11 protein-coding genes are annotated in these 14084 nt (G+C 71.2%); 5 read left to right on the top strand and 6 right to left on the bottom strand.

Annotated elements, in window-relative coordinates; genetic code table 11:
• Nucleotides 1-125: 125 nt before the first annotated feature.
• Nucleotides 126-1391, bottom strand: coding sequence for a TIGR02996 domain-containing protein (locus tag ACTIGN_RS15185; RefSeq protein ID WP_439625262.1), 1266 nt, complete (start codon nt 1389-1391; stop codon nt 126-128).
• Between the two features lie 362 nt (nt 1392-1753).
• Here ACTIGN_RS15185 and ACTIGN_RS15180 point away from each other — a divergent pair, with 362 nt between their 5' ends.
• The 4 genes from ACTIGN_RS15180 to ACTIGN_RS15165 all read left to right on the top strand — a co-directional run bounded on the left by ACTIGN_RS15180 (nt 1754) and on the right by ACTIGN_RS15165 (nt 7108).
• Nucleotides 1754-3466 carry a thioredoxin-like domain-containing protein gene (locus ACTIGN_RS15180; RefSeq protein WP_439625260.1) on the top strand — a complete coding sequence of 571 codons (1713 nt, stop codon included), beginning with the start codon at nt 1754-1756 and terminating at the stop codon, nt 3464-3466.
• A gap of 55 nt (nt 3467-3521) precedes the next feature.
• A complete protein-coding gene (locus tag ACTIGN_RS15175) occupies nt 3522-4112 on the top strand; it encodes a hypothetical protein (protein ID WP_439625258.1) in 591 nt (196 codons plus the stop codon).
• A gap of 201 nt (nt 4113-4313) precedes the next feature.
• Nucleotides 4314-6494 carry a protein-disulfide reductase DsbD family protein gene (locus tag ACTIGN_RS15170; RefSeq protein ID WP_439625256.1) on the top strand — a complete coding sequence of 727 codons (2181 nt, stop codon included), beginning with the start codon at nt 4314-4316 and terminating at the stop codon, nt 6492-6494.
• Between the two features lie 233 nt (nt 6495-6727).
• Nucleotides 6728-7108, top strand: a complete 381-nt coding sequence (locus ACTIGN_RS15165) for a hypothetical protein (protein WP_439625254.1) — start codon at nt 6728-6730, stop codon at nt 7106-7108.
• Between the two features lie 101 nt (nt 7109-7209).
• Here ACTIGN_RS15165 and ACTIGN_RS15160 read toward each other — a convergent pair whose 3' ends face one another.
• The 5 genes from ACTIGN_RS15160 to ACTIGN_RS15140 form a co-directional block, all read right to left on the bottom strand.
• Entirely contained in the window at nt 7210-9678 is a 2469-nt protein-coding gene (locus ACTIGN_RS15160; RefSeq protein WP_439625252.1) for a hypothetical protein, read from the bottom strand.
• Nucleotides 9675-10520 carry a hypothetical protein gene (locus ACTIGN_RS15155; RefSeq protein ID WP_439625250.1) on the bottom strand — a complete coding sequence of 282 codons (846 nt, stop codon included), beginning with the start codon at nt 10518-10520 and terminating at the stop codon, nt 9675-9677. The genes ACTIGN_RS15160 and ACTIGN_RS15155 overlap by 4 nt, the downstream gene beginning before the upstream one ends.
• 6 nt (nt 10521-10526) lie before the next feature.
• The gene (locus ACTIGN_RS15150; protein ID WP_439625248.1) at nt 10527-11240 is read right to left on the bottom strand and encodes a hypothetical protein; all 714 of its coding nucleotides are present in this window, start codon (nt 11238-11240) and stop codon (nt 10527-10529) included.
• 337 nt (nt 11241-11577) lie between these two features.
• Nucleotides 11578-12591, bottom strand: coding sequence for a hypothetical protein (locus tag ACTIGN_RS15145; protein ID WP_439625246.1), 1014 nt, complete (start codon nt 12589-12591; stop codon nt 11578-11580).
• Nucleotides 12588-13463, bottom strand: coding sequence for a tetratricopeptide repeat protein (locus ACTIGN_RS15140; RefSeq protein WP_439625244.1), 876 nt, complete (start codon nt 13461-13463; stop codon nt 12588-12590). The genes ACTIGN_RS15145 and ACTIGN_RS15140 overlap by 4 nt, the downstream gene beginning before the upstream one ends.
• Nucleotides 13464-13637: 174 nt before the next feature.
• Between ACTIGN_RS15140 and ACTIGN_RS15135 the strand changes: the two genes are divergently transcribed.
• Nucleotides 13638-13985, top strand: coding sequence for a hypothetical protein (locus ACTIGN_RS15135; RefSeq protein ID WP_439625242.1), 348 nt, complete (start codon nt 13638-13640; stop codon nt 13983-13985).
• Nucleotides 13986-14084 lie beyond the last annotated feature (99 nt).

The raw sequence follows: 14084 nt of genomic DNA, 5'->3' as shown, positions 1-14084 counted from the left end.
CGCAGGAAGTGGCTGGCGGGCCGCCACGGAGGGCGGCCCCTACCAGAAGGTTCGCCTTTGGTTTGTCGGGGCCGCCCTCCGTGGCGGCCCGCGTGAGACGAACGACTCAACCGAGCGACCCGGTGTCACACGCTGACGCGGCGGCCGAAGCGCTCGACCAGCGCGTCGCGAGCCGCGCGGCCCAGGCGCGGCCCCTGGCTTCCCACCAGGTTCAACCGTAACAGGTTCCCGAGGTGCGGCGACTCGGCGAGCGCCACCGCCCCGCGGTCGCCGACCTCCGCGCTGCCGAGGTCGAGTTCCAGCAGCCCGGAGAACGCCCGTGCGTTCGCGATCGCCGCGGCCCCGAGGTCGCCGACCGGGTTGTGCGCCAGGTTCAGCACCTTCAGCCCGCGGGCCGCGCCGGACTCCGCGACCAGTTTCACCGCCACCGGGCCGAGCCGGTTCTCGGACAGGTCGAGCACCCGCAGGCTGCCGATCCCGCCGGCCCCCGCGAGCGCCTCGACGCCGGGCACGCCCGGGAGCGTCTTCGCCACCCGCAGCACGCGGAGCCCCCGCAGCGCGCCGCTCCCGGCCAGCGCCTGAGCGCCGGCGACGCCGAGCCGCTTATTGTCGGAGAGGTCGAGCGCCCGGAGCCCGTGGACCACGGGCAGCGCGAACAGGTGGCCCGCGTCGGCCTCGGCGAGGGAGTTGTCCGCGAGCGAGAGGCGGCCGAGCGCGCCCGGCCGGCGGGCCGCCGCGAGCGCGTCGACGATGAGCGCCGGCGGGACCGCGTTCGAGCGGAGTTCCAGCGCCTCGAGCCGCGGGAACACGGCCGACTCGGCGAGCGCCTCCAGCCCCGCTGCGGTGACGCCGTCGTGCTCGAGCGCGAGTTCGACGAGGTTCGCGGCGTGCGGCGAGTCTCCGAGCTGCGCGACCGCGTCGGCGCCGAACCAGCCGTGCGTAAATTCGAGGCGGCGGACCCGCGCGAGGTGCGGCCACGCGGCGAGTGCGGACAGGTCCGGCCGGTCGCGGGGGTCGACGCTCAGTGCCTGGACCGGGGCCGCGTCGAACACCGACTCGCCGCCGGCAACGAACGCGGCCAGCGACGACACCCCAGCCATCCACGGGAGCCCGCGGCGGAACGCGAACTTGTGCCACCCGTACCCGCCCGGGACCGGCGGCAGCGTGTGGGCCATCGCCCAGCCGTGAAAGGCGTCCGGGTTGTGCTGGCGGGTGGCGACGGCGAGCGGGTCGTACTCGGCGACGCGGGCCAGGGCGACCTGGGCGCGGATGAACGCGGCCCGCGGCGCGTCGCCCTCCTCTTCAACGAGGTCGGCGAACGCGAGCCGGGGCGTGTCCTCGTCCGGCTCGGCGCAGATGGCGCGGTAGAGTGCGTCGTGTTGGCTGCCCATTCGTCCTTCGCGGTCAACGGGTTCCGTTCGTTCGACCTGCGCAGTCTACGCACGCCGGAACGGCCGCGCCTATGCCAGTGGTGGCCGCCGGACTGAGGGGGCAGAGAACGGAGGACGGGAATGACAATCGGGCTGGGGCACGGGCTGGGGCACGGGCACGACGGAAGAAAGCCACGGGCGCACTCGCGCCTGGGGTTCGGTCCGGGCACGCGTGCGTGCCCGTGCCCGTGCCCGGTCTTGATTTCTGCCCTCCGTCGTGTCGTCTCGCACCACCGCGTTTTCCGCGTTTCGCTTCACCCCGCGGCGGCATCCGATTACCATACCTGAACCGTGCGACCCGCCGAGACAAGGAATTCCCACCGATGAGCGAGCCCGCCGCGTCCCCCGTCGCTCCCGCCCCCGCCCGCCGCTTCCCGTGGGGCACCGTCGTCGGCGTGCTCGTCGGCTGCGGGCTCCCGGTCGCCACGCTGGTCGTCATGAGCCGGCCGGCGGCGGTCACCACGGCGGCGCCGCAGGGCAAGGACGACAAGAAGCCCGAGGAGAAGAAGCAGGCGGCCCCGGAACTCGACGGCGGGGTCGCGTGGCTCAACACCGGCGGCCCGCTGTCGCTCAAGAAGGACCTCAAGGGCAAGATCGTCCTCCTCGACTTCTGGACGCTGTGCTGCATCAACTGCATCCACGTCATGCCCGACCTCGCGAAGCTCGAAAAGAAGTACCCGAACGAACTGGTCGTGATCGGGGTCCACTCGCCGAAGTTCGAGAACGAGAAGGACACCAACAGCATTCGCAAGGCGATCCTGCGGTACCAGATCGAGCACCCGGTCATCAACGACGCGGACCACAAGGTGTGGAACCGGTACGACGTGGACGCGTGGCCCACGATGGTGCTGATCGACCCCGAGGGGAACATCGTGGGGTACATCTCCGGCGAGGGGAACTTCGAGATCCTCGACAAGGTCATCGAGAAGCTGGTCGAGGAGCACAAGAAGAAGAAGACACTCGACGAGAAGCCGATCCGGTTCGACCTGGCCCGGTTCCGCGAGACCGGCGACACCCCGCTGTTCTTCCCGGGCAAGGTGCTGGCCGACGACAAGGGCAAGCGGCTGTTCATCGCCGACAGCACGCACCACCGCATCGTCGTCACCGACCTCGACGGCAAGCAGATCGCGGTGGCCGGCACCGGCACCCCCGGCAAGGCCGACGGCGCGTTCGATAGGGCCGAGTTCCACGACCCGCAGGGGCTCGCGCTCAACGGCGAGTTGCTCTACGTCGCGGACCGCAAGAACCACTCGATCCGGGAACTGGACCTCACGGCGAAGACGGTCCGCACGATCGCCGGCACGGGCGAGCAGGCCGGCGACCCGCAGTCGCGGCGGCTCGACAAGCCGGTCCCGGCCCGGAGCATCGGCCTGAACAGCCCGTGGGACCTACTCCTCGTCGGCGACACGCTCTACGTCGCGATGGCCGGGCACCACCAGGTCTGGGGCTACGACATCAAGGCGAAGGAACTCGCCCCGTACGCCGGCAGCGGCCGCGAGAACATCGGCGACGGCCCGCTCCCGTTCTCGAACTTCGCCCAGCCCAGCGGCCTCGCCACCGACGGGAAGAACATCTACGTCGCCGACAGCGAGATCAGCTCGATCCGCAAGGTGCCGCTGGGCGGGGCCGGCCGGGTGCAGACGCTCGTCGGCCGCGGGCTGTTCACGTTCGGCGACGTGGACGGCCCGGGCCAGATCGAGGACGAGGCGAAGCGCGACAAGGAAGCGCGGTTGCAGCACGCCCTGGGGGTCGCGTACAACGACGGGAAGCTCTACGTCGCGGACACCTACAACAATAAGATCAAGGTGTTCGACCTGAAGGCGGGCGAGCTGAAGACGCTCGTCGGCGGCGACCTCGGGAAGCTGATCCCGCAGGCGTTCAGCGAGCCGGCCGGGATCAGCTACGCGGCCGGGAAGCTGTACGTCGCCGACACGAACGCCCACCGCATCCGGGTCATCGACCTGGCGACGAGGGCCGTCTCGACGCTGCAACTCAAGGGCGTCGAGCCCCCGAAGCCGGCCGAACCCAAGAAGTAAGCACCCAACGCCCCGCGGTCGCGACCGCGGGCCTGCCCCGCACACGGAGCCTTTCATGCGATTGAACCGGACGCTCGCACTCGTTCCCGCGGCCGGCATCGCCCTGGCCCTGGCCCTCGCCCCGGCGTCGCGGGCCGGCGGCCAGAAGTGGTACGAGCGCGCCGTCAAGAAGGTCGAGGCGTCGTTCAGCCCGGCCGAGGCCAAGCCGGGCCAGACCGTGACGTTCAGCGTGACCGTCGAGCTGAACGAGGGGTTCCACACCTACCCGACGGCGCAGGCCGACAAGGCCGCCGAGGGGATGGTGAACGTGCTCAAGTTCCCCGCCGCGGGGGCGGTGATCTTCGTCGGCGCGGTCGAGGACCCGAAGGGCGCGCTCACCAAGGCCGAACCCGAGGCGGGCATCAAGGAGATGCGGTACTACCCCGGCACCGCGACGTTCACGCGGAAGGCGGTGGTGTCGCCACGGGCCGCGGCCGGACCGGTCGCGGTGAAGCTGGAGGCGTTCAAGCTGAGCGTGTGCGACAAGGAGAACTGTTTCCCGCCCAAGGCGGTGCCGGTCGAGGCTTCGCTGAAGGTGCTGACCGGCTCGGTCGAGGTGGAGAAGCAGTACGCCGAGGAAGTGGCGAAGGCGCTGGCCGCCAAATAACCCAGACCGCCCAGCCGTCTATTGTGGTGCCCGGAATCTGAACGGGGCCGCCGTCCGCGTGTAAGGCCCGCCGCTTGGGCCGCGTATCCGCTACCGAGTGGGGCAGACCGGTATGTCGCCCCCGGGTGGTTCGAGAAGCCCGCGGGTCGCGCGACCCGTGGGCTTTGTTTTCGTTCTCCCTTTCCCTGCGGTGGGTGTCTCATGCTGCGCTCAGCCCGGACCGCGGTGGTCGCCCTGCTCCTCGCCGCCAGCCCCGCCGCCGCCCAGTTCGACGCCCCCGATGCTGCGGGTAAGCTCCCACCCAAGTTCGCGGCGATGGCCGACGTTCGGGTCGAGGTGTCTCCCGCCAAGGTGAAGCGCGGCGACACCGTCACCATCAAGCTCACAATCGACTTGAAGCCGACGCCCTTCGGCTCACCGCCGCCGGGTATCCACACGTACCCGTTCTTCCCGAAAGACGCTGGGCAGACCTCGAAGAACAAGATCGCGCTTCCGTCCGGCGTGCTCACCCTGCTCCCCGGGTCCACGGACCCGACTACCCCGAAGATCAAACTCACCCAGCGCGAGGGCGCGACCGAGGGCGTACTCGACGAGTACTACGACGAACCGGTGACGTGGGAGTTCAAGGCCCGTGTGGCGGCCGACGCTGCCCCGGGCCCGAAGGACATCGACCTCGGCAAGACCCGGCTCCAGGTGTGCGACAAGCAGTGCGTCAACGCCTACGCCGAGCACCTCCCGCACCTGCTATTCGAGGTGACCGGCGACCCGCCCGTCGGCGGCACCGAGACCGCCCCGAAGGCCAACCCGGATGGGACGCGGACCGCCCCGCCGGTGCCGGCGGTGGTCGTGGCCTCCAAGGGCGGCGGGCCGAAGAGCGCCAAGCCCGCGGAGGTGTACGCCGCCGAGTTGGATGCGGTGCGTGAGGCGGTCGTTCGCGACGGGGCGAAGGCCGGCGGCGGTCCGGCCGCGAGCGGCGACTCGGGCACGCTCGCGTTCGTCCTGACGGCCGCCGCGTGGGGGCTGATCTCGCTCGTCACGCCGTGCGTGTTCCCGATGATCCCGATCACGGTGAGCATCTTCCTGAAGCACGCGCACGGGTCGTTCGCGGAGCGGATGAAGCTCGCGGGCGTCTACTGCGCCACGATCATCGTCGTCCTCGGTTCGTCGGCGTTCGCGCTGCTCAAGTTCATGGCGTGGCTGTCGGCCCACCCGGTCACGAACGTCCTCTTGGGCGCGCTGTTCTTCGTGCTGGCGCTGAGCCTGTTCGGGATGTACGAACTGACGCTGCCGAACTTCCTCGTGCAGCGGCTCCAGAAGAAGCAGGCGAAGGGCGGCGTGGTCGGCACGGTGTTCGGGGCGCTGGCGTTCACGGTCATCAGTTTCACCTGCGTGGCCCCGTTCCTGGGCGGGTTCGCGGGGATCGCCGCGGCCGACACCGGGACCGGGAGCCTGATCTCGTTCCCGACGACGCGCGAGATCCTCGGCGGGCTGGCGTTCGCGACCGCGTTCGCCGCTCCGTTCTTCGTGCTCGCAATGGTGCCGGGGCTACTCAAGGCGCTGCCGCGCTCGGGCGGGTGGCTCGACAGCGTGAAGGTCGTGATGGGGTTCCTCGAGCTCGCCGCGGCGCTGAAGTTCTTCCGCACCGCCGAAATCCGCGTCTTCTCGCCGGCCGAGTTCTTCACCTACGACCTCGTGCTGGCCGGCTGGGTCGCGATGGCGTTCGCGTGCGCCCTGTACCTGCTGAACGCCTACCGGCTCCCGCACGACGAGGAGAAGCCGAACATCGGCGTGCCGCGGTTGCTGTTCGCGGTGCTGTTCCTCGGCCTCGGGTTCTACCTGCTCCCCGCGATGTTCAAGACGAGCGAGGGGAAGGCGCAGCGGCCGGCCGGGGCGGTGTACGCCTGGGTGCAGGCGTTCCTCCTGCCCGACACCGAACTCGCGATGACCGACCTGAAGGACGCGATCGAGGCGTCGCGGAAGTCGGGCAAGCCGGTGTTCGTGGACTTCACCGGCGTGACCTGCACGAACTGCAAGTACAACGAGGAGTCGGTGTTCACCCTGCCGTCGGTCCGCGGCGAACTGGAGAAGTTCGAGCGGGTGCAGCTCTACACCGACTGGGTGCCGGCCGAGGCGTACAGCGTGGACCCCGGGAGGGACGCCCGCGACGACGAGGGCACCGCGAACCGCAAGTTCCAGCAGGCGCTGTTCGGCGACATCGCGCTGCCGCTATACGCGGTGATCGTGCCGCTGCCCGACGGCAAACTGAAGGTGGTCGGCGGCTCGTTCAACGGCAAGGACAACGCGCCGTTCGAAGGGAAGATCAACTCGCCGGACAAGTTCGCCGCGTGGCTCAAGGACGCGCTCGCCAGGGCCAAGCCGTGACGGTAGGCGACCCGCTCCGCGAGTCGCACCCCGGCGCAACCAAGGTTCCCGGTCAGCCGCTAAGCCTTCTGGTGTCACTCGCGGAGCGAGTGACCTACTCTGAAGCCCCGGGAATAATCGCCCGCGGTTTGGGTCTGGTCTGGTGAGGGCCGGGGCGGACGCGGCCGGCCCCACCAAAACGCCCCTCTCGTCCGCGTCCGGTGCCCCCAATCTCCATCGGTGAGGATCACTCCATGTTGCGAGCGTGCGTACTGTGCTGCGCGGTCGGCGGCGTTGCGGCCCTGGCGGTCGGGTGCAACCCGAACAGCCCGACCAGCGGGACCAGGGCGACCAACCCCGACTCGGCCGCCACCGAACGGGACAAAGCGACCCGGAAACTCGAGATCGAGCTAAACAACCTCGACAAGAAGGCCGCGGACCTGAAGGACCGCGCCGCGAGGGCGACCGGCGAGGAGAAGGCGAAGCTCGAAGCCAAGTGGAAGGAGCTGGAGCCGAAGCGGGCCGAGGCCGCCAAGAAGCTCGGGGACCTCAAGGCCGCCGCTGCCGACAAGTGGGACGCCGCGAAGAACGACGTCGAGCACGCCTTCGGCGAGTTCAAGAAGGCGATCGACTGACCCGGTACGTCGTCAGGTCATCAAGTCGAAAGTCGCCAAGATGAAGCCCGGGGCCGCTTCCGTCCTGACGACTTTCGACTTGATGACCTGACGACTCGAACTCAGACCATCCCCCACAGCCGCCGCAGCGCCCACTCGGCCCCGAGGAGCGCGACGAACAGGACGAGCCACGCGGGCAGGAACCCGGCCGAGTGGCTCCGCCGCCAGTCCGGGTAGAACTTCGGTTTCGGCTTGGTGCCGACGTCCTTCTGCTCCTTGAGTTCCCTGAGGAACGCGGGGAGGTCTTCGAGCCGCAGCGCCTTGCCGCCGTTGGGCACCGACAGCCGCGACAGGAAGTCGTGGTCGGCGTTCACCCGCAGCATCTCGTCGGACACGTCCGGGACCGCGAAGAACTTCGCCGTCGCCCGGTGCAGCACTTGCTTGCCGTCGGGGCCGGCGACCGGCTTGCCGTCCGGTCCCTTCTTCGGGCTCGTGAGCACGGCGAAGAACTCTCCCTTCGCCCGCGGGCGGTACAGCACCTTTGCGCCGTCCTTGTCGCGGATCACCGGCTCCGGGCGGGCCCTCTCGACGTCCGCGGCGTCCGGCTCGACCTTCCCCTCGGGCAGCGGAACCACTTTTAGAGTGAACTCGGCGCTGGGGTCGTCGCCCCCGCCCGGGAGCCGCACGCCGACCCGCAGGGACTGCTCGCCGCCGACCTTCAGTTGCCGCGTCGCCGGGCGGACGTAGGCCTCGCCCTCCTCGTCCTCCTGGTGCGCCAGCCACAGCACGACCTGCTTCCAAAACCGCGAGTGGATCTCGGACCCCTGCCGGGTCTTCGGCTGGCCGAGCTTCTCCCACAGGTACGAGTCGTACCCGCCGAACGCGAGCACGCGGCCGCGGGCACCGTCCCCGACCTGCCAGCCGACGAGCAGCGGGCTCGCGGCGTCGGGCATCGCGGTCCCGGCCTGAACGGCCTCCCGCGCCGGAGTCGTCCAGGCGTACACGGTCGCGCCGGGCTTGCGGACCATCTTGTTGTGCCCCGTGAGCTTCGCCGTCGGCCGCGCGCGGGTCGTCGTGTTGAGTTCTTCCCACAGAGTGAGCGACTGCTTCTGGTCCTTCGAGAGCCGCATCATTTTCGCGAGCCCCTCGTCGGTCGGCACCGTCTGGAAGTGTTCGATCGGCCTGCCGCCGGGGCCGTCGAGCACCTCGACGATCGCGGCCCCCGGGTCGGCGGGCACAGTAACTGGAAGCAGGTCGGCCGGCATCCCGCGGAACGAGTGCTCGCCGCCGAGGAAGATCACGCCCATGCCCTTCTTGAGCGCCGCCTCGCGGACCTTGTCGAGCACGTCGATCGTCTTGCCGCCGCGGGTGAACGTGAGCTGGTTCGGGGCGACGTTGCCGATCACGATCACGTCGTAGGCCTGGCTGTCGAGGTCGAGGAACTCCTCCTCGGCCGCGGTCACGGCCCCGTCGGTCTGGCGGATCACCTCGGCGACGTCGAACCGCTTCTCGGACCGCAGCGCGTCGCGGAGCCGAGTTTCTTCCCACCGCAGCCGGTCGATGACGAGCACCCGCAGCCCGTCCTTGGTGACCGTCAGGTACGTCTCGGACTGGTTGTTGTCGCCGTTCAACTCGCCCCGCAGCGGCACGATCTGGTCGTCCCTGAGTTGGCCGACGACGACCTTCACCTTCACCTCGCCCTTGGTCTCGGGGGCCTTCGCGGCGAACCTGAGCTTGTTGTCCTTCTCCTTGTCGAGCGTGAACTCCTCGGTCGCGACCGGCTTGCCGTCGATGAACAGCCGCGCGGCGACCCGCGCCCCGGGGAACCCAAAAGCGTTGACGCTCGCGGTCACCGTCAGGTCGGTCTTCACCGGCACCGGCGACGGGTCGCAGTCGATGCTCGTGACCGCGACGTCTTGGCTGGTGGTGGTGCTGTTCTCGGACCCGACGGTGAACGTGGTAACCGGGCCCTTCTGGCCCCACCGGGCGGCCTCGGCGACGGCCGAGTATGCCTCGCCGTTGTCGGCCCCGTCGCCGACGATCAGGTGCCCGCGGAGGAACCGCTCGGTCTGCCACCGGTCGAACGTCTTGTGCAGGTACGTCCCGTAGTCGGACCGCTTCCCATCGGTTGGGTCGGCCGGGGCAAACTTCGACGTGCCCTCGCTGAAGTCCGGCGTCGAGAACTTGTAGACGTGAACGGTGACGTTCAACTCGGCGGCCAGTTCGTCGAGGATCGGCTGGCTCTTCTCCATCACCCGGCGGACCGCGTCGATGCGGGCCTGGTTGTTCACCTCGTCCTTCGTGGTCATGCTCTCGGAGGTGTCGATGCCGACGAGCAGGACCGACGGGTTCTTGGGCGTCTCCTGCACGCCGACGCTCGGTCGCAGTGCGGTGAGCAGGGCGACGGCGAGCGCGAGCATCCGCAGCGCGACGACGACGAGGATGCGGCGGCGGCTGGCGCTCGGGTGCCCGGTGTACGACCAGACGGTGATGACCACGAGCGCCACGGCGACCAGCGCGAGCGCCGGCAGGCCGAGCGGTTCGACCGACCACGGGTACGCCGGCCGCATCGAGAAGAAGACGTCGTTCATGTGGCCCCCGTCGGGGAGGTGTGCGATTCGCGGGCGCGGTCGGTCGCCGCTCGTGACCGCGCGGCACGGGCGAACGTGATCTTGCCGTTGAGGTCGATGCCTCGGAACCCAGCCAGTATGCCGATCCCGGCCAGTGGGGGCACCACGCTCCACCCCAGGAACCACGTCGGCATCGCCGTCGCAGCGAGCCACACCGCGAACAGTTCGACGAACACGGGGCGGTGGCCTTCGCACTCCTGACCGCGCCGCCGGCGGTGCGACTCGCGGGCCGCCGCCAGGAGTGTATCGAGGCTCGTGTCGGCGTCCGGACGCCAGCCGCTGCTGAGGAGCTTGTCGGCCGCATCGCGGTGGTGCCGCTCCAGTTCGTGGACGTTGTCCGTCGCCCGCACGTCGATCGCGTCGTCCTCGGTCCGCACGGCGTCGTCGGCCGGCCCGCTCATCGTCAGCAGGAACCGCCCGTCGGCCCAGCACGTCGCGAAGAACACCTGAGTGTACCCGCTCAGCGGGAACGGGTACTGCTGTGCGAACGCGAACCGGCGGGCCGGCCGGTGGACGAACGCCTGGACCCGGGTCCGCAGCGCCCACTGCCACCCGGCGAACCGGAGCCGCATGAATCCCGGGCCGAGCGGCTCGTACCCCAGGGACCGGAGTGTCGTGAACACGCCGGCGTAGTCCGGGTCGGTGCCGTCGGGTTCGATCGCGGCGGGGTCTTCGGTCCCGCCGCTCTCGTACCCCGTCCCGACGGTACACATCAGGAAGTACGGAACCCAGTTCCACGCCGCCCAGACGGCGGCAGCGACCCAGAGTGCGGCGATCACGAACCATTCGGTTTCGGGGTCCATTCCCGCTCACCCTCCGTGTGACGCAACGAGTGAAGCGGTGGGCACCCAGCCGGCCGCGCCGCCGGCCAACTTCACCTGCACCCACCCGCCGCGCTCGGCGAGTGCCCGGGCCTCGACGCCGCGGGGGAGCCTCGCCTCGAACACCGCCGGGTACGTCGCCGCGTTCCCCTTCCGCAGCGTGGTCTCGGCCGCCAGCACCACGAGCGGCAGCGCGTTGCCGCGCTCGCGCTCGGCTTCTCCATGCCACCAGAAGCCGGCGAGGACCGCAAGGCCCGTCGCGCACGCCGCGGACGCAAGGAGCCACGCGGGTCGGCGCGTCATTCTGTACCGTGCCGCCCCGCCGCACGCGAGCACCCAGAGCAGGCCGGCGACCAGCCACGCCTCGGCTTGCGACATGCGCGTTGCGACGCCCAGTGCGGGGGCCGGCCGGCACTGCGACGCGAGGTCGCCGGCGGCCGGGTAGGCGACGGCCGCTCGCGCGTCTTCGAGCGCGACTTGCACCGACCGGTTCCACGGCGCGACCGCGAGTCCCTCGTTGAGAGCGACGACTGCGGAAGGCAGGTTCCCGGCGAGGCGGTGCGACGCCGCGCGGTTCAGCGCCAGGTCCGGGCTCCGATGCCCGCGGTGCCACAGGTCATCGTACCCGGCGGCGGCGCGTGCGAACGCGGGCCGCGCCTTGACCGAGTCGTCGCGGAGCCCGACACCGTCGGCGAACGCCACCTCCGCGGCCGCGAGCGCGTCGGCGTCCGACGCCCCGGGGGACGCGAGCGCGTGCGTTGCGAGAAGGAGGAGCGCGAGGAGGGCACCAACGACCCGGCGAGCGGGGGGGGGGGGCCCCCCCCCCGCCCCCCCCCCCGGGCCCACCGGGGGGGGGCCCCCCCCCCCCCCCCCCGCCCCCCCCGCGCACCATCGCCCCGCCCAGCGGGCGTGGCGTTACGGTGGCGCGCGTGGCGGCCCCCACCCCCCGGGCGCGGGGGGGGCGACCCCCCCCCGTGTTTCGCCAAGCGCTGGCACGGGGGGGGCTGCCGCCCCCCGCTCGCCCTGGCACCCGCGCGCATCATGCGGCCTCCAGTCGGAGGACGAGCGCCCGCGCGTCGGCGGTCAGTGACACCGCACCGTCACTCGGGGGCGCGAACCGGGCCGCGTCGCACGCCCGGAAGAACCCCGCAACGGCGGCGCAGTCGGCCTCTAGCGTCCCGTGTTGCGCGATCGCCGCCGCGATCTCCGAAGGCGTCGCCGCGCCGGGGGGAAGGCCGAACCGTTCCCGCAAGTAGTGCAGCACCGCGGCCGCGACCGCCGCGGGCGGGTCCGGGGTGCGGTCGGCGCGGGCGACCGCGTCCACCGCGCGCCGCGCGGCCCGCGACCGCCGCGCGCGGGCCAACCGCTGCGCGTCGGGGTAGACCCGCACCCACGCGGCGTACCACGCGACCGCGAGGAGCGGCCCGGCGAGTGCGGCCGCGGGCCACGCCCACGCCGGCACGGTGCCGGGGTCGCGGCCGAGCACGCCCGGCCCGGTGGCGATGGCGAACAGGTGGTCCGGTTCGGTCAGCGGAACCGGGGCGGGCGGTGCCTTCGGCGGGGCGGCCGTCACGGTGATCGGCACCGGCCTCCCGGTGTTGGTCTGCTTGAACTCCTTGCCGGCGGGCGCGGCCGGGTTGAAGTAGTAGAAGGCGAGCGTCGGCACTTCGGCCGTCTGCCGGGACCGCGGCCGGAGCCGGTACGCGAACCGCACCTCGGTCGCGCCACCCGCGACCGGCACGTCGGGGCCGTCGGTGACCGCGAACCGGTCGTTGAAGTCGGGGAGGGTCTTCAGGTCCGGGCGGCGGACCTTCCGCGGGTTGGTGACGTTCGACACGATCAGTGTCGCGACCAGTTCTTCGCCCTCGGGGACCGACCGCGGCTCGACGGCCCACGCGACCTTCACCCCGCTGCCCGCCGCGCCAAAGAAGTTGGCGGTCGGCTGGCCGACGAGCGGCACGTCCTGCGCGCGTGCTGTCGCGGCCAGTAACAGGGCGGCACACGCCGCCGTGAGCGCTGCGCGGCGGCCGGGAATGTGGCGGGTGGTGGTCACCAGTCGCGCACCCCGGGCCGGATCGGCGGCGAGAGGGTGCGGCGCAGGTCGCGGCGGTCCCTGTCGAGCCGCTCGGCGATCCTGCGGAGGTGCGCCCGGGTGTCGTCGGGGCTGAGTTGCTGCACCGCGTCCTCGTTCTGCAACTGCGGCGCGGCCGACGGCGACCCCTGCACCGGTGCAGCGTTCGGGTCCACGTTCTTGGGGGGCACCGGGTCCGTCGGCTGCGGGCCGATCTTCGGTGCCTCGCCGCCCTTCTTCGTCCCCTGGTCGCCGGCGCCCGGGTTCGTGTCGGGCTCGGGCTCTTTGGGCTGCGGCTGCGGCTGCGGGTCGCTCCGCGGGTCCTCCGGGGGCGGCGGGTTGTTCGGCTTCTCCTTGGCGTCGGCCTTGCGGGCCTCGTTCCACAGCGCCTTGGCGACCTCCAGATTGTGCCGGGCGTCGGCCCGCAGCGGTGCGTCGGCCGCTGGCGCGTCGACGCACCGCTCCAGGCACGCGATCGCGGACCGGTACACGCCCGCCGAGCCGCCGCGGTGCAGCAGGCACGTCCCGCGGTTGTACCACGCCCGCGCGGCCCGCTCGGGCGGGCACGCGGCGTCGTCGAGGGTGCGGGCGTAGTGGATCTCGGCCTCGCGGAAGTCGCCCTGCTGGAACAGCACCGCGGCCCGGTTGAACGCGACCAGCCCCGGGTCGGCGGTGAGCCCCTCCGCGACCGAGTACAGGCGGGCGGCCTCGGGGCGGTCGCCCGCGAGGAACGCGGCGTTCGCACGCCGGACCGCCTCGTCCGCCGCGTCGCGGGCCGGCGGCGCGGCCGCGGCGATCAGGCCGCACCCCGCGACGAGCAGCACAACAGCGGCGGTTCGTGAGTGGCGACGCATGGCCCGGTTCCTGGTGCGTGTCCCGGCATTTTACACGCTTCGCGTAAGCGGTGCGGACACCCGCGCGGCGAATTTCCGCCTTGACGCGCCCGCGGCTCACGGTATGTCTCCGGGCTTTCGTGCGGCGAGAAACTCGTTACGGTTTCGGGGACGCCGCGCGCCGGGGGACGACACATGAAGAACCTGTTCTGGGCGGCCGCGGCCGTGGCGCTCGTCGCCGCCGGGCCGGCCGCGGCCGGCGACATCATCTACAAGCCGATCGACACGAACAAGCTCGTGGTCCAGCCCAGTCGGACCGTTGCCAACGTCGCGGCCCAGACCATCAACGTGGTCGGGAACACGGCCGCCGGCTCGCTTGAGAACAACGGCTACATCAAGACCATCAACAACCTGTTCAGCCGGAAGATCATCGTCCCGCACACCCAGCTCGGCCCGAGCCCGCTGCCGTCGCCGAACATGTTCCCGTCCACGCAGTACAAGAGCTACAACACGCCGCTGATGCCGATCAACCGCCCGCGGTAAGGCATTCTCGGCGAGCGGGGACGTGAGTCCCCCGGTTGAACGGGTGCGAATACTACCGGGGGACTCACGTCCCCCGCTCGCCAAAATCGTCAGGCTCGC

The sequence above is a fragment of the Gemmata sp. genome (genome assembly GCF_051859125.1).
Taxonomy (GTDB): domain Bacteria; phylum Planctomycetota; class Planctomycetia; order Gemmatales; family Gemmataceae; genus Gemmata.
This window is presented reverse-complemented; position numbering and strand designations above follow the sequence as displayed.